Annotated in this window: 17 protein-coding genes and 2 pseudogenes; 6 read left to right on the forward strand and 13 right to left on the reverse strand. The window is 46.1% G+C overall.

Annotated features, from left to right (window positions below; genetic code table 11):
• Positions 1 to 362: 362 nt before the first annotated feature.
• On the reverse strand, positions 363 to 1727 hold the full coding sequence (locus QT979_RS10220; RefSeq protein WP_333214572.1) for a DUF4912 domain-containing protein: 1365 nt from the start codon (positions 1725 to 1727) through the stop codon (positions 363 to 365).
• A gap of 523 nt (positions 1728 to 2250) precedes the next feature.
• On the opposite strand from QT979_RS10220, the gene QT979_RS10225 reads away from it, so the two are divergent.
• Positions 2251 to 2451, forward strand: coding sequence for a hypothetical protein (locus QT979_RS10225; RefSeq protein ID WP_333214570.1), 201 nt, complete (start codon positions 2251 to 2253; stop codon positions 2449 to 2451).
• 154 nt (positions 2452 to 2605) lie between these two features.
• Here QT979_RS10225 and QT979_RS10230 read toward each other — a convergent pair whose 3' ends face one another.
• From QT979_RS10230 to QT979_RS10240, 3 genes are all read right to left on the reverse strand, one after another.
• The gene (locus QT979_RS10230; RefSeq protein ID WP_333309615.1) at positions 2606 to 4516 is read right to left on the reverse strand and encodes a TolC family protein; all 1911 of its coding nucleotides are present in this window, start codon (positions 4514 to 4516) and stop codon (positions 2606 to 2608) included.
• A 52-nt stretch (positions 4517 to 4568) separates the two neighbouring features.
• Positions 4569 to 5744, reverse strand: coding sequence for an ABC transporter permease (locus tag QT979_RS10235; RefSeq protein WP_333309618.1), 1176 nt, complete (start codon positions 5742 to 5744; stop codon positions 4569 to 4571).
• Between the two features lie 73 nt (positions 5745 to 5817).
• Positions 5818 to 7332, reverse strand: a complete 1515-nt coding sequence (locus QT979_RS10240; protein ID WP_333309621.1) for an efflux RND transporter periplasmic adaptor subunit — start codon at positions 7330 to 7332, stop codon at positions 5818 to 5820.
• Between the two features lie 333 nt (positions 7333 to 7665).
• Here QT979_RS10240 and QT979_RS10245 point away from each other — a divergent pair.
• Positions 7666 to 7830: pseudogene (locus tag QT979_RS10245) on the forward strand (Uma2 family endonuclease); the annotation flags it as partial.
• A gap of 71 nt (positions 7831 to 7901) precedes the next feature.
• Entirely contained in the window at positions 7902 to 9440 is a 1539-nt protein-coding gene (gene cysS, locus QT979_RS10250) for a cysteine--tRNA ligase (RefSeq protein WP_333309623.1), read from the forward strand.
• Positions 9441 to 9534: 94 nt separating this feature from the next.
• Here the strand turns inward: cysS and QT979_RS29025 are convergent.
• The 3 genes and pseudogenes from QT979_RS29025 to QT979_RS10270 all read right to left on the reverse strand — a co-directional run bounded on the left by QT979_RS29025 (position 9535) and on the right by QT979_RS10270 (position 11119).
• Positions 9535 to 9866 (reverse strand): annotated as a pseudogene (locus QT979_RS29025) (DUF5615 family PIN-like protein).
• Between the two features lie 11 nt (positions 9867 to 9877).
• Positions 9878 to 10108: a DUF433 domain-containing protein gene (locus QT979_RS10265; RefSeq protein WP_333213996.1), complete on the reverse strand. Its 231-nt coding sequence runs from the start codon at positions 10106 to 10108 to the stop codon at positions 9878 to 9880.
• A gap of 54 nt (positions 10109 to 10162) precedes the next feature.
• Positions 10163 to 11119 carry an alpha/beta fold hydrolase gene (locus tag QT979_RS10270; RefSeq protein ID WP_333309631.1) on the reverse strand — a complete coding sequence of 319 codons (957 nt, stop codon included), beginning with the start codon at positions 11117 to 11119 and terminating at the stop codon, positions 10163 to 10165.
• Positions 11120 to 11265: 146 nt separating this feature from the next.
• On the opposite strand from QT979_RS10270, the gene QT979_RS10275 reads away from it, so the two are divergent.
• Complete coding sequence (locus QT979_RS10275) at positions 11266 to 12378, forward strand: AI-2E family transporter (RefSeq protein WP_333213993.1); 1113 nt, start codon at positions 11266 to 11268, stop codon at positions 12376 to 12378.
• 165 nt (positions 12379 to 12543) lie between these two features.
• Here the strand turns inward: QT979_RS10275 and QT979_RS10280 are convergent, their stop codons facing one another.
• Positions 12544 to 13479, reverse strand: coding sequence for an OmpA family protein (locus QT979_RS10280; RefSeq protein ID WP_333309634.1), 936 nt, complete (start codon positions 13477 to 13479; stop codon positions 12544 to 12546).
• Positions 13480 to 13719: 240 nt separating this feature from the next.
• On the opposite strand from QT979_RS10280, the gene QT979_RS10285 reads away from it, so the two are divergent.
• Positions 13720 to 14391 carry a hypothetical protein gene (locus QT979_RS10285; protein ID WP_333213990.1) on the forward strand — a complete coding sequence of 224 codons (672 nt, stop codon included), beginning with the start codon at positions 13720 to 13722 and terminating at the stop codon, positions 14389 to 14391.
• Between the two features lie 5 nt (positions 14392 to 14396).
• Positions 14397 to 16472: an abortive infection protein gene (locus QT979_RS10290; protein WP_333309638.1), complete on the forward strand. Its 2076-nt coding sequence runs from the start codon at positions 14397 to 14399 to the stop codon at positions 16470 to 16472.
• Between the two features lie 171 nt (positions 16473 to 16643).
• Here the strand turns inward: QT979_RS10290 and QT979_RS10295 are convergent, their stop codons facing one another.
• From QT979_RS10295 to QT979_RS10315, 5 genes are all read right to left on the reverse strand, one after another.
• A complete protein-coding gene (locus QT979_RS10295; RefSeq protein ID WP_333309641.1) occupies positions 16644 to 17816 on the reverse strand; it encodes a DUF4335 domain-containing protein in 1173 nt (390 codons plus the stop codon).
• 3 nt (positions 17817 to 17819) lie between these two features.
• Complete coding sequence (locus QT979_RS10300; protein WP_333081936.1) at positions 17820 to 18446, reverse strand: DUF3038 domain-containing protein; 627 nt, start codon at positions 18444 to 18446, stop codon at positions 17820 to 17822.
• Between the two features lie 105 nt (positions 18447 to 18551).
• Positions 18552 to 18674: a hypothetical protein gene (locus QT979_RS10305; RefSeq protein WP_333213984.1), complete on the reverse strand. Its 123-nt coding sequence runs from the start codon at positions 18672 to 18674 to the stop codon at positions 18552 to 18554.
• A 196-nt stretch (positions 18675 to 18870) separates the two neighbouring features.
• Entirely contained in the window at positions 18871 to 19374 is a 504-nt protein-coding gene (locus QT979_RS10310) for a hypothetical protein (protein ID WP_333213982.1), read from the reverse strand.
• 138 nt (positions 19375 to 19512) lie between these two features.
• Positions 19513 to 21717 carry a cation:proton antiporter domain-containing protein gene (locus QT979_RS10315; protein ID WP_333213980.1) on the reverse strand — a complete coding sequence of 735 codons (2205 nt, stop codon included), beginning with the start codon at positions 21715 to 21717 and terminating at the stop codon, positions 19513 to 19515.
• Positions 21718 to 21815 lie beyond the last annotated feature (98 nt).

Genomic DNA, 21815 nt, shown 5'->3' on the forward strand with positions numbered 1-21815 from the left:
CAACATTTAAATTGTGTGTCAAAAATCAATAAAAATTTTGTGGGACGGGCTTCTAGCCTGTCCCGAATTTCCAATTTAAATGCGTAATAGCTTATTCCCTATTCCTTCTTCCTTCTTCCTCCTTCCGTGGCTCCGTTATATCCGTTACATCCGTTACAGAATCCGCTGCCGAACTTCCTTCTTCCTTCTAAATACAAAAAACACCGCTCCTCAAAACAGGAGAACGGTGTATAGGGGGTGTTATGGGTTGTTGTCTGGGATTAACCTTAACAAATCACGATCGGCTGAGGCTATGCCTTGTGATGGTTAAAAAATTGGCACAAACCTGCACTATTGCCTGTTTCTCGATCGACCGCGAGCGATTAGCCCAACCATTCTACAACAGCATCTTCCTTGGTATTGGTGCGCCGTTCTGGGGTTTCGCGGTTGAATTTCAAGTGGATGGCGCGGTTTTGTTCGCCATCTGCGGCTACTGCAAAAATCGGATAGTCGATTAAGCCGTCTTGGAAGGACATCTGGAAGCGGAAAGTGCCGTCCGGATTGAGTTTAATCGGCTGTCCGCCTACGTAGACGGTAGCGTCGGGTTCGGTGGCGCCGTAAACGATCAGTTCGGCATCAGCAACTAACCAGAACTGGCGGGGGCGCATCGGGGCGGCGAAGCCAACTCCCGACATACCGACACCGGACATACCGAAACCGGACATGGTGAGGCCGGACATACCGACACCCGACATGGTGAGGCCGGACATACCGACACCCGACGCGGTGAGGCCGGACATACCGACACCCGACGCGGTGAGGCCAGACATGGTGGGAGCCGCCCACATTCCGACGCCGGAGGGGAACACATAGGAACTGAGAGCTTGTTCGTGGATGCCGACTTGCTGGACGGAACCGGCGACGTGCTGCATGGAACCGAAAATAGAACCGGCTACGCGCAGGGATTCGGCAGATTCTGCCATGCCGAAGATTTGTTCGTAGATAGCGTTTTCGGTGCTGTAACCGAAGCCATTGGCTGCTTGTGCGAGTTTCTTGGCCGGAGGAACCAGTTCGGCGAAGGTTTTGCCTTGCAAGTCTTCTTCCCAGTCGAGGGTGATGAATTGGTCTTCAATCCAGTCGCTGGGATAGACGGGAGGAACGCGGACTTCTGCCGATCGAGCTAATACCAGCCAGCGGCCATCTGCACAGCGGTAGCCGATGTCGATCGCGTAGTCCCGATCGCTCACGGGGATTGGCACGTACCATTCCCGCGCCAGTTCGTCGCAGGGATATTCTTGAATGCTGTGCGGGCTTTGAATGTCGAGGTTAACATCTGTAACGTCGTAGATCCGCAGGGCTAGTTGCTGTCCTCCTTGGCGACGCAACTCTTCTTTGCGATCGTTGGGAATGTCCCAGTAAGTGTAGGCCCATTCTGGGTCGCGGGGCATTAACACCACCCGGCTTTCGCCGTAGCCGTTGGGCAAATCTGCTAAACCTTCATCTACAGACGACAAAGAACCGCCTGTTCTATCTTCTTGACCTAGTTCAAACTTTGCTGCTTCCACTGCTTCTTGTGCCTCTAGTTTGCGAGATGGGCTGTAGGAAAATTTGGTGCGCTGAATCTCTTGAATTGATGCCAGGAGTTGCGATTTCCGCATCCGGCTGTAGCGAGAGACTCCACATTCGCTAGCAACTCTGCGGAGTTGTCGCAAAGTCATCTCTTCTAATGGTGGGCGTTCTTTTGCCATGAGTTCGTTCTCCACTAATTTGGGATGGCGGGTTAGATTTTTTTCTTTCAACACAATTGTGTTGACTTTTTGAGTTAGAAACTCTTTTAAATCCACATATTATGGAGCTTCCAAATCTCTCCAACCTTTGAAGCCTTGCTTGTTTTTAGCTTGTCTTTTCCCCCATGCGATCGGGGGTTTCGACTTATTGGCTTCTGCGCGCACCGTTCGATCTAAATAAAGCTTTATCTGTCGATTCTTGATTGACAAGATCGATTTTGTAAGTGCGATCGGTGCTGCTAGCAACGCTGTGCTGGCAGCACACGCGCTATTTCGACTCCCAGTGCTGCTTAATCGAAGCATTTCTTTGGGATCGCTTTGTCATGACTTAATGTTGCAGACAAGTTGCGATCGGGTCAAGGGGTCTTTTGCCTCAATCCTGGGTACTTATACGCATTTTCGTGATTTTGGGGATCAATATGTCAGGGAATCTTGACATTGGCGAGGTTTAGGGGATCGGTGTTGAAGCCAATATCAGGATTTGATGACATATTGGGATAGGGGGCTTTTGATGGGTTTGGAGGGTGGGGGCGATCGTTTAGAATGGATATGTCTTTGCGAATATGACAAAGTGGAAGACTTTCTATATAATCCTTCTAACAAGAAGGCTTCGCGGGAGCATCCCGATTTTGCAAAAATATTAGACTGCAAATTAACCATTCAAGTAGGCACAACGCAGTTGTAACATTTGAGAAACACTTTCAGATTTCTACTGTGAAGAATGAAATGTTTAGCCTTGTACCTATCTGCTTGACGGCTGATTCTACGGATCCCAATCCGATGGAGGCTGGTGGGAATTACTGACAAGTCTCATTCAATCCGATAACAACTAACTAACATCATTGTTCATTTTCAATCCTCACCTGCCAAGTCTCCAAAGTAGTACCTATTATTTTATCAAGATTTGTCAAAGCATTAAAATAGGCAATCCTCGCATTAAGTTCTGCATTTCTAGCCTCTATTAAATCCTTCTGAAAAGTCACAATATCGATACTCCGGGAAGTTCCCACTCCCAATGTTCTTTTGTCTCGCTCTATTTCTAATTGCTTTTGCGCTAACTCCCTTGACCTTTGAGCTAGTTCTACTTGCTTAAGATTCAAATTTATATCTCGAATTACATTTCTGACCTCAACTTCCAGTTTTTGATTGGACTCCTTTAACATATTCTCAGCTTGTAATAGCTTAACACGACTATTCTGAAAATCTCGCTCAATTCCTCTATTTCCAAATTCGCGAGTCAAAACCAGTCCCGCTCTCAAATCCGAGCTGCTGTCTGAAAGATTGGTAGCATTATTATTAATACTTGCATTTACATCCAATTTCCATTTTCGATTATTTTCCGCTACGAGCAAGTTATATTTAGCGATTTCCCGGTCAAGCTGTACTTGTAAATAATCAGGACTATTTGACAGAGCTAATGGTAAAACATTATCGAAATCCAGAGGGTTAGTCTGTACAGCAGCAGATTCTCTTGCTATTATATTAAGATTGCGATCGAGGTCTAGAACTTGCAACAGTGCTAATCTTGCCTTCTTCAGTTGCTCCTCACTAGCTAATACTGTCACTTCCCGATCTGCCACAGCTTTTTCACTTGTAAAAATATCAACTTTTGCTAGCCTTCCTGCCTCAATCAAAACCTGATTAGTCTGCAATTCTTGACGGGCAATTTCCAGAGAACTTTGTGAAATTTTAACTTGTTCCTGAGCCTTGATCAACTCTCTATAGGTTAAAACTACTTCAGTAATTATCTCAATTAGCTTCGATTTCAAACTCAGAATATTTCTTTTTTCACTCAGGCGAGCAATCTCAATTGGTGCTCGGTTGACAGCAACTCCAGCTCCCCTTAACAGAGGTTGGGTAAAATTTAACGTTAGATTTTGACTTAAAGAACCTTCACTATTAATGCCAAAACCATTCGCATCTTGTCCTTGTTCACTACTCCAAACAAAACTTATATTTCCTCCTGTGGGAATTTTGACACTCACCTGGGCAGATAAATCGACTTCGCCAGTAGTGGCGACTCTTCCCCCATTCCTCCAACGAATTGATGAAACGGACAGTTTCGGTGTAAAACTAGGGACAAATAAACCTTCTGCTACGGATAAATCTTGTTTTTGGGCGATGCGTTCTAGATATTTATTTTTGATATCTCTGTTGTTTTCTAAGCCTAAAAACACAACTTCTGGTAGTGTTAGTTCAACCCCTAATTCATCCGCTATAGATTGCTGTCGAATAGTTAGATTTTGGCTATTTTTAGGTATTGGTTCTGCTGTTATTTCTGGATTCGGTGGAGCTTCAGCAATAACTATTGATTTTGGTTGAACAGTTTTTTTTTGAGTAGAAGTTGTTAATACTTGGGAATTTGGAAGTGGGGATTGGGAATGGGGAATGGGTGAGTGTTTGATTTTACTTGTTGGATTTTCGTCGGGAAATTGAGGAATAAGTATTCTCTGGTTTGTAGTTAGCTTTTCTCTCTGATTTGGGGGTTTAATAAGCGCCTGATTTTGCGGTAGATTTTGGATGTGTGGGAGATATTTTTCAGTGGTAACTGGCAAATTTTTGCGCGCGATCGCCGATTTAGAGCTAACATCAGTTTTTACGGTTGAACTAGACTTAAAAGCAACAGCAACTATCGTCAATAGCCCACAGGTTGCAAGCATAACGAGGCTAAAACGAAATATCCAAGGAATATCGTACCGAGCAGGGGAATCGCTATTTGGGAGATAATCTTCGTGCGGTTGCTCAGTCATGCTAACTCAGTTATTCCTGCAAGTAATTTTATGGCGATTTCCTACGGGATGACTACCCTTGACGCAGCGCTTTAACAGGATCGAGTTGACTAGCTCGCAGAGCCGGGAAAAATCCCGCTCCTACACCCACCGCTAATGCCGATCCTAGAGCCAAAGCTGCTGTGTTGCTGTCAAATTTATAAGGCAACTTAAAAACATCAGCTACCACCACCGTTAACCCGTGTACCGTCACAATAGCAGCAATTCCCCCCGCTAAACTCAGAATTACTGCTTCTAGAATAAACTGCAACATTATATCTCTCTGAGTAGCCCCGATCGCACGTCTCAAACCAATTTCGGGGGTACGTTCCATCACCGCCGCGATCGTAATATTAGCAATACCGATACCTCCCACCAGCAGCGAAATTACCCCCACCGCCAATAGTCCCCGCGAAGAGAGATCCAGAGTTTCCTGCTGCTCCAAAATTTTCTTAACATTGTTGCTAACATAAATTTCTGCCTGGGGAAAGCGCTGCTTCAAAACCTTTTTGGCCTGCTTTTCCATCCCTTTAATATCTTTGAGATTGTAAGGGCGCACCGAAATTGAGTTAATTCTCTGGCTCCCTGTTATAGCCTTGTAAACCGACATCGACACCAACATTTCACCTGTTGGTTTTTCCGAAGAATCTTGCTTACTCTCCATCACGCCGATCACAATATAAGGTCTGCGGTCAACATAAATGCGCTGACCTACAGGTTCCATGTCACCTGTAAAAAGTAGCGATCCCAGCCATTCATCGATTACTACTACGGGTCGATAGTCAGCAAAATCACTAGGGGAAAAAAAACGCCCCGTCATTAATCGCCGCCCCGATGTCAATAAATTATCTTGAGAAACCGCGACCATATTAGGTTGCGCTTTTTGCGCCTGAAATATAACTTTATTGTCATTAAAGCCAAACCAATTTTCGGCGCTAATCGCCCGAATTCCTTTCAGCCTTTGCCGCAAAAATTCCATATCTTCTAATTTCAAGCTTGTGTCACCCCACATAAAGATTCGCACTTGAGGGGCTTCTCTCTCAGCTAATTGCTTGGCAATCACGGCGCGGCTAATGTTGCCAACTTGCAGCGTTGCGCTGACCGCAGCTACACCCATAAAAACTCCAACTGTAGTTAGGACAGAACGCAAAAGATTGCCACTTAGGGACAGGCAAGTTAGGCGGAGTAGGTCAATAGGAGAAAGGCTCATAAGTAATTAAAAATCAAAAATTAAGATTTCGGACATTAATAAAATTAGCTAATTTTATCCTACTCTTTAATTTTTATTCGATATCGTCACCCTCTGTTTTTTCTTTCTTTTTAGTTGTTTTTTCTTCCTGAATAGGAGTTCCTGGCTTTAAGGAAGGTTCAGGAGGGGGTATCACAACACTGTCACCTGACCGCAAACCGGAAGTTACTTCCACCTGAGTTAACCCTTCTAAACCTAATGTAACTGACCGTTTCTGGGCTTTGCCTTGATTGTCACGAATCCACACAAAAGGCTTAGACTCCGATCGCACAATTGCCTCCGTATTCAAAACTACTACCTTCTGGCGCTGCTGCAAAATGATCTCCACATTCACTTGACTCCCTGGAATCAAAGTCCGGGTTGGAGCATCGAGTCTTACTGTTGCAGGGACCGTTGGTTGACTGCCTTGATTAGAGCCGTCATTTCCTTTACTATCACCACTTTGAGCAAGAATATACAAGCTTTCTACTCTTCCTGAAAACTGATTAGAATTGGGACCAATAATGCTGATGCGAACGGACTGATTGGGTCTAACTTTAGCAGCATTGAGCGTAGAAAGCTGTAGTTTTACCAGTTCTTGTGAAGGGTCGCCTAATGTCAAAAGCTCTGTTCCTCGCAGCACCCCGTCGCCATTTTTAACTTGAATATTAAGTACCTTGCCATCAATAGATGCAGTCACCACATTGTTTTTTAATTCCTGTTCTTTTTCTCGGTACTCAAGCAGAGAGCTTTGGAGATTGGGGCTATTTGTAGCAACATCTAACTGAGCTTGTCGCACTCCTGACTGAGCAGCGCTCACTTGTTGCTGAAGTTCTTGCTCTTTATCTTGTCGCTGAATTTGCCGACTTTTGAGTTCGAGCATATCGGTGTTGATTTGAGACTGTGCGTTTCGTAAACTGACTTTAGCATTGCGAACTTCGTCTTCTTGGGATCGCACGTCATTTCTCGAAATATAACCTCTTTCAAATAAGGCTTTTTGCTCGGTAAGTTTCAGATCAGCAGCAGCCAAAACCACCTCGGCGTCAACAACTTTTTTGCGATTATTTGCTAAGGCAATTTCCTGTTTTTTAATTTCTAATAAATCGTTATTTTGCCCGGATTTATAATTTTGAACTCTCTCTTGGGCGGTACTGAGCGTTTCCTGGGCTGCGACAAGTTTTTGGCGTAAGCTTTCTAGAGTGAGTTTTTCTTTTTGAATCACCAACTCTTGCTTGCTGAGAATTGTTTGTTTTTGGGGGTTACGAAGAGTGATTAAGTTCTGGCCAGATGTGATATTTTGCCCGATTTTTACTAACACTTCATCAACAGTAGCATCAACGGGAGATTTAAGAGTTTGTTGACCAGCCAATTCAATAGTGCCGCTTTCATTAATCGTATCTTCAATATCGCCAAGTTTGACGGGGATCAAGCGCACTCCTATAGGTTCTGGAGGTCGATTTTGATATAACCCGTAGACAAATAAGCCCCCGCCGATGCCTAGAGTGAGAAAACTAGACCACAGTAGCCATTTGACTCCTGTTTTGAAACTATTCTTTTCTTTATATTTCACTGTCAACTCCCCCTACAAACTGTAAATAACTGTTAAGCGTGCGCGATCGCCCTTTAACCGTTTTGGTTACTGTTTGGATAAAAAAATGGCAACTTTGGGGCTGACATATTCTAGCATCTGTTGACATACTACTTTCTCTCTTCCCTTCTAAGGTCGCTATTTCTTATGAATCTGTATTGCGTTCTAAGTCGGACAACCTGGAACCATTGCAATAAAAAATGCGGGAATATAGCCTTTCTCAGTAACATGAGGTGCTCTTGGGGATTGGGCATCGGGTCTAAAAGCATGGGGAATCGAACTAGCCCGTGTATTTCACTTTCTTGAGAACCGCTATACATCGCAAATGGAGCCATTTTGGGATGGTTAACCGATCGCAAAAATAAGAAAGTCGAAATACACAGACAAAATCAGGATGTGGAAATATTAGATAATCCCAACACTTTGTCAGGGGAAGATGTGTTACCGGGATTTGTCTTAGATTTAACAGATGTTTGGTAGTAACACCGAAAGATTCACCAACCGCAATATAATAAATTAGAGCAGTACATCAATCCCAAATCTCAAATCCCATGCCCCTAACGCTTTACAACAGCTTGACCCGTCGCGAATCACCTTTTGAACCCCTCGAACCCCCAAAGGTGCGGATGTACTGCTGCGGCGTTACGGTATACGATTACTGCCACGTCGGCCATGCGCGCGCTTACATTGTTTGGGACATGGTGCGGCGTTATCTGATGTGGCGGGGATACGATGTGCGCTACGTGCAGAATTTTACAGATATTGACGACAAAATTCTCAACCGCGCCCGCGAAACCAATTCCACAATGGAAGCCGTGGCGGAACGCTTCATCGAGGCCTATTTCGTAGATATGGCCAAGCTGAATATTCTCAAGGCTGATGAATATCCCCGCGCCACCCATACAATCGACGGCATTAAACGGCTGATTCACGAATTAGAAAATAAAGGTTATGCCTATGCTTCCGGCGGCGACGTTTACTACAAGGTGAGGCAATTTCCCGATTACGGAAAACTTTCCGGCCGCAAGTTGGAAGAAATGCAAGCCGGGGCTAGCGGTAGATTGGAAACCGCAGAAATAGAAGCTCAAAAAAAGCAAGATTCCTCGGATTTTGCCCTGTGGAAAAGCGCTAAACCCGGTGAACCTGCTTGGGATTCATCTTGGGGAAAAGGTCGCCCCGGATGGCACATCGAATGTTCGGCGATGGTGCGCGATTGCTTAGGCGAAACAATTGACATTCACTGCGGCGGTTCGGATTTAACTTTTCCGCACCATGAAAACGAAATTGCTCAATCTGAAGCCGCGACGGGCAAGTCACTTGCTAATTATTGGATGCACAATGCTTTTGTGACTGTCAATGGCAAAAAGATGTCGAAATCTTTGCACAATTTTATTACAATTCGCGATTTGTTGGAGGGGAATTGGTCGGGTGATTTGGAATCTAACCCCCCCCAGCCCGCCCTTGGTAAAGGGGGGAGTAAGAAGGAAGGAAGCGAGAAGTCAAAAGCGGTGGAACCGATGGCGGTGAGGCTGTTTGCGTTGATGGCGCAGTACCGCAGTCAAATTGATTTTACCGAAGAGGCGATCGCTAGCGCTCGAAATGGCTGGAATACCATCAATGAAGGTTTGCTGTTTGGCCTTCGATACGGTTCTCAACTGAGTTGGGACGTTGAGAAAACTAGACAGTATAGCAAAGCTGTGGAGGAATTCCAATCAGCGATGGACAATGATTTCAATACTCCCGGCGCTGTGACGGTTTTGTTTGAATTGGCTAAGGAATTGGCCAAAGAAGGCAATGTTTTAGTGCATCAGGGAAAAACAGAAACCTCACCGGATTTGTTGCAGCAAAAATGGGTAACTTTGGTGAGTTTGGCGGGGGTTTTGGGTTTAGAAGTTCAGCCGGAAAGTGATAGCAATGATGCTGTTGACGGTTTGAGTGATGCGGAGATTGAGGCGATGATTCAGCAGCGGAAAGATGCCCGGAAAGCGAGGGATTTTGCTGAGGGCGATAGAATTCGGAACGAACTTAAGGATAAGGGAATTACTCTGATCGATCAAAAAGATGGTACAACCATCTGGCACCGGAGTTGAAATTTAGAGTTTTTTAACCGCAGATGAACGCAGATGAAATTCCATCCGCGTTCATCTGTGTTCATCTACTAATATCTGCGGTTAAAAACTCCCATTAGTAAAGTTCAAGACAATCTAATGCGATGTTGCCAATAAATTCTTGAATTGTTTCAACTCCAGACCGAAAAATTGCTTCCACGTTACTGGTCGGTGCATTACCGCATCGCAGCCAAATCACTTTCGGAGGTGCTCCGTAAAGACGGCTTCGTTCAGCAAAGTCCGCGTCCTGCGTTAAATACAAAAGCCTTGAGCCTTTGCAAACTCCCAAATCTCGCTATCGTCTATTTCCGTCAGATTGTGGAACTGAACATGACTAGAGTCAGGGAAAATATCTGCAAGTCGAGCTACCAGTTTCCGGCTTAAGTTTTGGTCAAACAGAAGTTTCATAAACAGCAGTTTCAAGTGCCACCTACAACAGCAATCAGACAGCGTTCTCGGTCAGCGGCGAATTCTAAACACGCTCTAATGTCTTCCTCCGTCAACTCAGGAAAATCGTCTAGAATCTCAGCGTGAGACATTCCCGCTGCTAGCCAACCCAACACATCATACACGCTAATTCGCATTCGCCTGATGCAAGGCTTTCCACCGCGTTTACCTGGTTCGATCGTAATGATGTTGCGATAGCTCATGACAAGACCGAGTTGAGTACACTTTTGTTTAAGTTTAGCTTAGTCGTGGAAAAGTTATATCCGCTTTAACTTATCCACAAATTCGGCAACAGCCGCGACAAATTCTGCGGTGGATTCATAGGGCAAAACATTGCGCCCCGGCATTAATAAACCTTCCGCATTGGAAAAGTTAGCCAAATATTGCGCTAATCTTTCATCCGGTTTCTCTTCCTTACCCGCTTGACTGATGCTTGAGGCTTTTTCTCCCATCACAATGAGTGCGGGGCGATCGAACTTTTGAATCGTACCGCTATAATCCTGGCGCCAAAACCCCGCTAAAAACGAGAAAACCGCGTGCCGGCTGTCAGGATTCGCCGCCCCAGCCTGCAAAGAATCCAACCATTCGCTGTCAACTTTTGTCGCATCGCCAAACAGTTGTTTCACAGAAAAAGAACGCAAAAACTCAGCGCGTCTGGCGTAGCGGTAAAAAGCATTTCCCAAGGGAGAACCTAATAAATTCCAGACAATTCTTTGCTGTCTTTCTGTCGAATGTTTGTTCATCACAGCCCAAGCTGGAGGTCCTGCGAGAACTAAGCCACGAATGAAATTGGAGCCACTTTCCTGCTGAATTTTTGCTAAAGCCAAGCCTACAGACAGTAAAGCACCTTGCACGAGTACGATCGCAGGTTTTTTGACTACAGTTTCCAAGAAATACTGCAACTGTCCGGCCCAATCGTCTGGATAGCAAGCCACAGCCGGCATTTCGCAATCGCCGCAGCCCAAAAGGTCGGGATTATAAATCGGATTAGTGTTGCCTGCTTTGTACCAACTATCACAAAATCTATGCCAAAAGATTCTTGACAAACCAACTCCTATCGGATGAATTAATAACAAAGGGATGCTATCTTCTGTCGCAGTAGTTGGGTTATAAATTTCATAAGCACAGCGATAATTTTGCCATTCGTAAAACAGCGTTGGTGATTTTATAGGCGAAAGGGTGGAGAAATCTTGGGTTGAATATGGCGGTTGCATCTTATTTTTTTTTGAACCAATGTTACTTTTTATTATAATATGAGTAGGTACGGGTTTTACCCGACATAGATTGGGCAAATGAGAATATAAATAAACCCGCCCTGCGGGATGACATAAGCGCCAATACAAACCTTGATTACTTAATCATGTCAGAACAGCGGATTACCATTTCTTTACCTAACTTGCTGCTAATTGTAGCATCGTCCTTACTCCTAGTGTTGCTGTGGCAATTGCGGAGCCTGCTAGTAATTCTAATGATATCAGTTGTGCTGGCGGCTTCGATCGTCCCGATCGTTAATTGGGCCCAAACGATGCGGGTTCCCCGCTGGCTGGCGGTGATTATGGTTTATTTAACTCTCATCGGCGGATTTAGCGGGACGGTAGTGTTAATCGGGCCCACGGTAATCGAACAAATAGAGTTACTGCTGCGGCAGCTACCAGTTTATGTCGAAAGTTTGCGAACTGTGGCAACTAATGTATTGAGTCGCCTCACCGACGATGCCCCAACCCTGGTGGGTCAGTTGGTGGACACTCAATCGCTGACTAATTGGCTGATTCGATCGAGTCAACAACTGGTTTTGCGATCGTACAGTTTAACAAGAGGCATTCTAGGCGGTTTCTTCAGCCTAGTTTTAGCATTATTTATTTCAGGTTATATGGTTGCCGACAGCGACACATTAATCAAAAGTTTGGTGCAATTTTTTCCTAAACCTTGGGACACAAGATTAGCCGCACAAGCCGCGCCCATCGGTCAAAGAATGGGGAGTTATATTCGCGGGCGAGTGTTAGTTTCGGGCATTTTAGGGATATTTATTACCACAGGTTTGAGCATTTTGGGAATGCCGGAATTTGCTTTAGGCTTGGGTGCGATCGCAGGTGTTACCAACTTGATTCCCTTCATCGGCCCAGTGTTAGGAGCAGTACCAGCATTAATCGTAGCATTAGCTAAAGGTGGCTGGGTACTTTTGTGGGTATTACTATTATTTGTAATCATCCAGAATTTAGAAACTTACGTCCTCGATCCTTTGCTGGTTGGTTCATCGGTTGGTGTGCATCCTTTATATCAATTGCTGTCTGTGTTGGGAGGCGTTCAAGTATTAGGAATCATTGGGGCCGTAATTGTGCCGCCTTGGTTTGCGGGAGTGGCAGCTTTGATTGAAAACTTGTATTTAAAACCCAAACTTAGGAGCGAACATCGAGAGGCAATAGATCAGGCTAAAAATAATTCTGACTTGCCACCTCTGACACCTTCAGCGTGATAGCAGCTTACGCCTTGAGAATTCAACACAGTAGACTCCAATTGCCAGCATTCGCTCACCTCTGTGGAAAATATCTGCGTTTATCCGTGTTTATCTGCCTGACATCTGCGGTTGACTATCAATCAAAGATTCATGCAATAAATCTAGTATCCACAAGTCCGCTGACTAAGGACTAATTGCCACTTCAATGCGGCGGTTGCGCTGCCGATTAGTATCAGAACTATTATCCACCGAAGGGCTACTTTCTCCATAGCCGATCGCCACCCAATGATACTTCTGACCGAGTACACCAGACAAATACTGCACCACCGCCTGAGCCCGCGCAAACGACACATTGCGATTGTCCGCCGCTTCCCCCGCGTCGTCAGTGTGGCCCGCAACCCGCACAGTTGCCCCCTCATGATTGCCCAACTCCGCCACCAAATTGTCCAAAATCGCATTAGTTCCCGCGCGCAAAGAAATGCTGCCAGTATCAAACAAAACATCGCTGGGCAGAGTCACCATCAGCCCATCCCCCCCAAACACCGGATTATTGGCATTCTGTGGCGCAGTATTAACCGTTTCAGGGTTCAGACTGGGGCTGCTGCCGATCGCCGGTAAAGCAGGGGCAAGACTTGCCGCCGTTTCCGGCGCCGCCAATTCCCGCGACATCAACTGCAAACGCTTTTCCAAAGTTTCCGTCGGGCGGCTGCTGCCCAACTGACTCTCCAAAGCCGCCGTCCGACCAATCAGCGCGTTGAGTTCGCCCTGCAACTGTCTCAAATCCGACTGCAATTTCTCTCTCTGGGCAGGACTAACTTTTGACTGGGGAGTTGGTGTAGCGGTTGGTGGCGGAAGCGCCGGAATTGGCGTTGCTGGGGCGCGTTTCGGGGTGGAGGTCAAATTTTGAGTTACACGCAGCAATCTCTCTGCCACCGGCATTTCCGTCGCGCCTGACGGATAAATTTGAGCGATCGCCATCCCCAAAACCCACGCAAAACCGCTGCCCACCCCCAGCAGCAGCAGTCGAAAAATCAGCGACAGTACAAGCAAACCTTTTCCCGGCGACTTGGAGACGCGAGTGGGGGGGATTGAAGGTTTTTGGTTAAAAGATCGCGTCATATTTCATCCCTCTCAGTGTACATACCAGATTAATTTCGATACTATCTTACCTATCCGATTTGAAATTTGAGATTTGAGATTTGAGATTTATCCTCCAATCTAAAATCTAAAAAATCAACCCGGTTTCTATAAATCTGGGGTTTGGTGGCGAAGCATCGAGGCAGAAACCGGGTGTCTAATCCGTTGCCTGCAAGCCTGAATCTGTTGGATAATTCAGTAAAACTTTTGGAAAAAAAACCGATGACTGACCCTTTAAATAGCCCTTATCCCGTTCCTTGGGAATGGATTAGTGCCACTCATGCTAAAGTGAGCTCCACTGCCGGCACAGGCCTCCGCTATTATCGCAGTCCATCCCTAGTATCAACTAACGGCCAATACGCAGCTTACAGTCGAATTGAGTTGCAAGTACAGCCGGAATTCTCCCGGTGTCGGGTTAGCAGCGTCATGTTTGTGGAAAATCTCAAAACCGGGGAACTGCAAACAGTGGCGGCTGCTTCGCCACTAGCCGAAAGTGGGATGTATGCTAGCGATGATACAGATATGTCCGGGACGATCGCCATTTTAGTGCCTGTTTCTTGGAATCAAGACGGTTCCCGCATTCTCGCCCGCGAATTTGAAGCACTTTTCAACTCTTCCGATATGTCCGACTACGGTGTCATTTGGGACAAAAATGATAATTATACTTATACCGTTGCTCCCGCTCGCAGTCTTTACACTCATGCTGTATTGTTGGGTTGGAGTCAAGTTTGTCCCGGAAAAGTTCTGTTCCGCGCCGGCAATTTGGGCGATCGATCTTGGCCTCTGTGTGCAGTGGATATGACAGGGCAAACGGTACCTGTCACCGAGGACAAACCCCTAGTTTTCGGCAGTCAAGCCAGCACAGACTGGATCGAACCTAAAACTCGTTTTTAGATATTATGGCGGCATTTTCTTTGATCTGGCCAACATTTTTTTTAGTATCAGGTCAGTCTTTCAACCAATTCATTTTGACCTTGGGGCTGATTATTTTAGCTGTTGTGTTTGGTTTAACAGCATTTATTTTTATTCGCATTTTCCTAAATTGGTTGCAAGCAAAATTCGAGAAATCTCACCTCTTTAGACGCTCGACCACAAAAAATACTGGTCATTTAACCGCTAATTTTTCACGACCTGAAAAGGTTTTTTTAGAACCCCGATTTGTAGAAAGTGACGGCAATTTAACTGCTACTATTTTTGGAGAAAAAAGCGATATTTCAATAGATTTTGAGCCGGAGATAATCTGCGAAAATTCAGCATCAGTTGCCTATCTTTACAAGCCGATAGCCCTTTGGCACGGGCGGTTAATTTTGCCATTAAACGAACAGCGCCAGCCTTACGGTACGGTTTTTTTTGAAGTAATAAATGCCCCCAAAAAATATAAAAATTTCATTGGAAAAACAGCATTTTTGAAATGGAGTACAAATCGCGAAGTACAGTTTTTTGTCCACGCAGTCAGTCAAGATATAAACTTCACACAAGAAACTAAAAAAAGTCAAAAATCTGGCAATATCCATCCAGAGAGATTGAACGGCTGGCGAAATGTCGGCCCTTTAGAAACTCTAGCAGGTAGCAGACTTGAAGACAGCGTGACTGTGATGCTACGCAGGCCGGTGATTGCGATTAATTATAGCAGCAGCGATCGCCAGGAACTCACGATCGATCGCGAGCCAGTACAAATTATCGGACGTTTCTGCGCCTTAATATCAATTTTACAGCGAAAAGAACCCGACAGCGACAAATTTATTGTCCGGCATTTCAACAAAACATCTCAACAATTTGACGGCGCCGCCGAAATTATTCGGATTCCACAAGTACAGCCAGACAAAAATGGCGTAGCGAGGTTTACCAATCACCTGATCGAACAATCCCCCTTAAATCCAGACGGCTGGTACATTTACGGCGAAAGAGACGAAGACAGTATATTTGTAGTGCAGGCAATCGAACCCCGCAAAATTGCCCAATTAACACCAGATGAAACACATTTAGGGCTGAAAAAATCTCTAGCTTATTTAAACAGTAAAAATTGGGAAAATACACCAGCCCAAAAAGGGCAAGCAAGAAGAGTATTGTTAACCCCGAATGATGCTACAGAAAACGCTTCCATCTCTCCTTGGCAAGAAGGAGATATCGGGATAGTGATTCACAGTTTCGGGGGTATCGGCGGGAAAAAAGGCGAACAGCCACCGCTGGGAATTGTCACCGGACATTTTGCTTTCGGAGTAGCAAAAGTAGTGCGCGATCGCTTTACCAGCGAACTGCGTTTTGACATAGAATACAAACAAGTTTACGCCCACAATCCCGACGGAATTGTCGCAGGTTCCAGCAAATGGCAAAGCTACATGGGAGACTTGCAGCGCGGCTGGTTGGGCGATCGCCCGGTTTGTGATATCATCTGTAAATTAGACTGCGTGTGTTGCGACTACGATTTTGACGGGATAACCTTGTCGCCTTTAACCGAATTAAACCAGCAACTAGATATCATGATGGCCCGCTACCGCAGCGGAGACGGCACCGGTGCAAGTTTAGTCACCCCAGCAACTTCTTGCGTCCAAGATTCAAGTCAGGCAATTTACGCGACAATTAAAAAAATCACTTCCGAAATAGAGTCAAATCCTCAGATTCAAGACTGGTTGAAAACACATCCGACGGACGCACAAACCCAAAGATTTCACCAGTTAGTAGCATTAGGAGAAAGTTTAGAAACAGTATTAATGCCCCTCGGTATTGTTCGTCCAGATTGGCGAAAAAATTCGAGATTAGCGGGGATTGATTCTGAACTGAAAAAAACCTTTTTTGCTGGTATAGCAACCCTGATAAAAGCTGCTATTAGTTACCGAACAATGTTGCCGAGGCGCACCCAAGATGAAATCGCCAAAGTTTTATTAAAACAGGGAGCATTTTTGTGGATAATTCGCACAAATCAAGTCGGAGGATTTGACCCAGATATTGAGCCGATCGCACCGACAAGGCTTTGAATCAGCAATCGATTTGTTGTAGATGATTCGGCGATTGAAATCGCTACTATAAAAACCAAGTCTGCCTCCGCAGACTAAGAGATTGAGGGAGAATTTAATCGGGATTTGGTATCAGTCAACAGTCAACCGTTAACAGTCAACACTTAACCGTTAACAGTCAACAATCAACTATTACCAAGGAGTGACTTGAACTTTGCCGTCTGGTGCCAAAACTACCCGGAAATCAGCCAGCGGTTCCGCAGGGGGCCTTGTGCCAATGGGTTTGTAAAGCAACTCCGACAACGGCGTTTCGGATCGATCAACTGCTGCCGAATTTTCCGGCTTGTAACCGACAATCGCCCCGTCTGGGGCCACACTCACCCGATAAACCAACTCCGCATCAACCGGAGGCTTATCCTTCACAACTCCATCAATTTGCTGGGAAAGTTTGCCCCTCAACAGGTCAATTTCCCCTGGATCGGTAATTGGCAGGGCTGCCACATCTGGGCTTGCCAAACCTTCAGCAACAGGGCTGGGCGTGCTTTCCGGTGAAGTGCTCGACTGCGGTGTGGCCAACGGTGAAGCGTCCGGCTGCGGCGCGGGGCTCGGAGTCGTCGAACTCGATCCAGCATTCGGAGTTTGAGTCCCAGGCAGCAAACCGTCAGCAGGGGGCGTGGGATTGGGATTAGGCGAACCCGATCCGCCCGGATTCGGCGTCCCCTGATTCTGGCCCGCTGGATTGGGCTGCGGCACCGGATCTCTCTGGCGCTGGACTTCCGGCACCGGCACCAAGAAAAACGCCATCGCCGCCAAAGCCAAACTCGACACCCCCACCACAGCAGGTAAAGTCCGCTTCGCCAAAGGTTCGGCAGACTTGATATAACGCCTGGAAATTGGGGTTAATTGCAGGGACAATTCCGGCAGCGTCTGCGTGTCTGCAAAAAACTGATCGATCGCCTCTACCAAGTCAAATAGCTGTACCGTCGTCAAATCAACTTTTGCCGACAGTTCTGTTTTTTGATCGATTTGGGTGGCGCTGCCTGTGGAGGCGGGTAGAACGGTCAACCGATGCACATTCCCGTCAATTCTGTGTAACTGCACCATACCCACATTCGGGCCGTAGCGATCGGGATAATGCACTCCGCTCATAAATTCTTGAGCGTAGCTGCTGACGGCCCTCACCAAGCTTTCAAAAAAGTCTCGTCCCCCGCTTAGGGGTTCGCCAAGACCTGTAACATAGCATTCAGCGCTCATTAATATGGAAAGCACCGGCCGTATATCTAACTGGCTGGCTGCCGATCCATCGCTCAACCCTTCTAGAACCAGGGTGCAATTTGGCAGACTGTACTGACGCCTAATAGTCATTTTTTATTCAACTTCTCCATCAAACAGGCTAACCCAGAAGCGCTGCATTCCGGCTGTGCCTGTACAAAATAGCAGTTTGCTCAACAAGTTCAAAGCTAGTTCGTTGAGCTTGTCATCGGAATCGTAAGCTGCAACTAGCGATCGCTTGGGGTTCATGCGCGATCGAAAGTGAGCTCGAAAGCGTTCTAAATACTCGGCCAGCGGCAAGTGCTGGTTGAGGGGGATATTTTTCGATCGCAACTGCTGCGAATCTAGCAGCAACTGCCGAATTGTCGCGGTTAACTTGCGTGCCATATTGCAGGCGATCGCCACCAGCGCTTTTGCCTCCACCATCGTAAGGGAGCGGCGCTGCGTGTAGCGTCTCAGCGGGTTAGTATTACGCATCAGCCAAAGGGCAACCCGATTTTTGATAATTGATTCCAATTCCAGGTCCTTTGACACAGCCAGCATTTCTTCCGCACCTCCGAGATACAAGGCTTCGATCGCCAGCAACATCAAGTCAATTTGCAATCTGGCTCGGCGGGGACATCCCCCATCGGAGGGCGACAAGTCTGGCAAACTGTCTAAAATTAACGGGTTTGACTGGGTAAGCGAAGTTTCTGACGGCATTAATATCACGGCAACATCCATTCCAAACAAACTATACGGGCACGGGGGGTCTTGAGCAAGACAAATTCTCAACCAAGAACTTCTCTGGGATACTTTATTTTTATCATTTACTTTTACGTATATTTTCTAATTTAGCAGCAACCGACCGTCACAGGCGAGCTCCGGCGGCCGGAGTTCGATCGCCCACTCCCCCACCCCCGCCGCCGCTTTGTGATTCCTTGCTTCGCCAAGGGTGAAGGGAAGAGTCAATCGATTTTAGATTTTAGATTTTAGATTTTAGATTGAAGCATTGACCGCACGGATAAATTCGGGGGGCAAGTTTCATCGGATACAGGTTTTTTATTTCTGGACGGATGAATCCGGCGGCTTGTATCCTGGATGCTTTCGGTCAGAAAGCGACAAAGAATTACCCATTTCCCCTTTCTTAATTTTCTATTAGAATCAATCAATGTTCAGGCTTTTGGGGTTGCACCGCCGCTTCTCTTTGAGCCGTAAAATCAGTAGCCGCCGCCTTATCAGTTAGACTAATTTTTCCCTTGAGGGTTTCTTGCTCCACAATTCCGCGCATTTTAACAGAACTGTTTTGACCGGTTGCTGTGGAGTCGCTGCAACCAGCTAAATTAGGAACCGCACCCGACAAGTTCAATCCTTGAGTTTCCCACTTACCAAATAGAGAAGGTTTCTCTTCGGCTGTTTTTTCCCTGCCCTCCCTGCTGCCCGATCGCAAATTACCGCTCAAATAAACACCCGATTGCTCGATTGTCAATACCAAAACATCAGATTTCAGACATTCGGGCAAACTTTGAGGATCGAAGCGATAATTGCCCGCAATTGCCGGGGCCGCCTTTAAATTTGTTTCCCCATAAGCAGTTACTACTTTAAACAGCAGTGCAACTGAGCCGATCGCAACCCCATAAAATGCCAGCGATTTGAGGCTTAAATGATTCATAATCTTGGTAATTAATAATTGGGAATTGGGAATTGGGAATTGGGAATTGGGAATTGGGAATTGGGAATTGGGCAGCGGGCATTGGTATTAACTCACAAATAACCAACAGTCAACAGTCAACAGTCAACAGTCAACTGACTACCTTTGAGGAAGTACCGATGCCAAGTGCGATCGCACTTTAACGTAGCACCGCGCAATCAGCAGCGAAGAATGACACTGCACAGCCAATTCATCAGTATACTGTCCCAAAGTTTGGCGCTCAATTCCCCACTCCCGACTCGTACCTGCAATAGTCAAATCAGCATTAGCAGAAGCCGCCACCACTGCTTGAATTGGCTCAGCAGCCTCCACAATCGGAGTTTCAATTCGCGATCGTACCTCAACTGGTAACTGCTCCATCACTCGCTGAAAATCGTAACTGAGCTCGTTTTCAGCTTCCCCGTCAACCGCCACCCGCAGCACCGTCAAACGGCGTTCCTCGCTATTAACTAACAGTCTCAGCGCCAATTCTAAACCCAAATCATCGTGAATGTTTGCCGCGTAAGGTACTAACAAGTTATTCAACCTTTCCCGGCCTCGGTCAACAAAAATTGCTACATCCACCTTAGCGTTGCTGAGAATTTGGCCGACACGTCCTCCCAAACGGTTGCTGCTAAAAGTAGGTCTGTGCCACCCTACTAAAATCAAATCCGCGCGATCTATTTCCGCAATTTGTGCCGTCTCCCTGGCTACATCATTAGTAACCCGAATGATGGGATGTACAAATTTTCGCGCCTCAGACAGTTCCAAACTATCAATCAATTCTGATAATTTCGAGCGACGTTCTTGAATAATGCGATCGGCTTCCGCAGGCGTACTTTCAAAGGCATAGTCATCATTTAATTCTATCAAACTCAGAGGATGAACCGCCGCCGACTGTAAATCCTCACCACCCATACCAGCCGCCGGCTGCGCCAGCGCTACCGCTAGTCGCAGTAAACCTTTCTGCGTGCTGGGATTGGCAACAGGTACTAAAATTCGATAAGTGGGCAGCAATTTGTTAGCAGTTTCTTCGCTGCTGTCAGCCATTTGTGAATTTTCTAATTCTGAATCCTCAGAGTTTACTTCGGAAATATCTAACCTAATTAACCGTTTTGGATAAGTCCACTCCAACAGTGGCGAAGTCATAAAAGTTGTCACTAAAGCCATGATGACTAACATCGTAAATAGCAGCGGCGAAACTACGCCCAATGAAAGACCGATATTCAGCACAATTAGTTCAGTCAAACCGCGAGTATTCATCAGCCATCCCAGGGCTGAAGCTTCGCGGTTGCTGATGCCACAAACTCTAGCAGCAACGTAAGTGCCAACGTACTTGCCGATAATTGCCACTCCCAAAACTGCGGCGCACAGCAGCCACAATTCGGGGCTGTTAAGCAAGCCGATTTGAGTCCGCAATCCGCTATAAGCAAAAAATATGGGCAGCAGAAATATGAGTACAAAGTCTTCGGTTTTTTCAGCTAATTCTCTGGTTAATCCCGCATTTTTCGGCATGGCAGCACCCAGCAAAAATGCACCGAAAATTAAATGAATGCCGATCAATTCAGTAATTAAGGCAGAAGCTAAAACTCCCATGTAAATGCCGGAGAGCACTAACTGTGTTAATCTGCCAGTGCGGTTGTAGTGTTTGGAAAGCCGCTGCAAGAACCAGCGGACTACAGTCAGCATGAAACCAATGTAAATTAAAGACTCAATAATTGTCGGCAAAGCACCGATCATCGAATTAGTACGAGTAACTGCGATCGCCACCGCTAACAAACACCACGCCGTTACGTCATCTACCGCAGCGCAAGTTAGGGCCAGTGTCCCCAATTTTGTATTCTGCAAGTTGTGTTCTGTAATAATTCTTGCCAGCACCGGAAAGGCAGTAATTGACATGGCAGCGCCCAAAAATAGGGCAAAGGCTGTAAACGAAACACTATTATTTGAAACGATGGGATACAGCAGCAATGCGAGCAAGCTTCCCAGTGAAAACGGCACTAGAATGCTGACGTGGGAAGTTAAAATCGCTATATCTAAATTGCTTTTGAGATACTTGGGATTCAGTTCCAAACCAATCAAAAACATGAAAAATATTAGCCCCACCTCAGATAGCACGTTGAGGAAGGGAACGGCTTCGGCTGGAAAAAGTGCTGTTGCTAAATCTGGTGCAACTAAGCCAAACAGAGAAGGCCCAAGCATAATTCCTGCTACAATTTCTCCAATGACTTGAGGTTGTTTTATCGCTCGAAATCCTAAACCTACAAGTCTCGAAAGTGCGATGACAATTAGAACTTCAAGCAGAACGAGAATGGGTATGGGCATGACGTTTTTAGCTTTGGGATTTTTGCGGATCGAGAGGGCAGGGTACTAAAGCTGACTGAATTGGCGATCGAAAAAAATGGATACCAGCTCGATCGAAG

The sequence above is a fragment of the Microcoleus sp. w2-18bC1 genome, from assembly GCF_036700365.1.
Taxonomy (GTDB): domain Bacteria; phylum Cyanobacteriota; class Cyanobacteriia; order Cyanobacteriales; family Microcoleaceae; genus Microcoleus.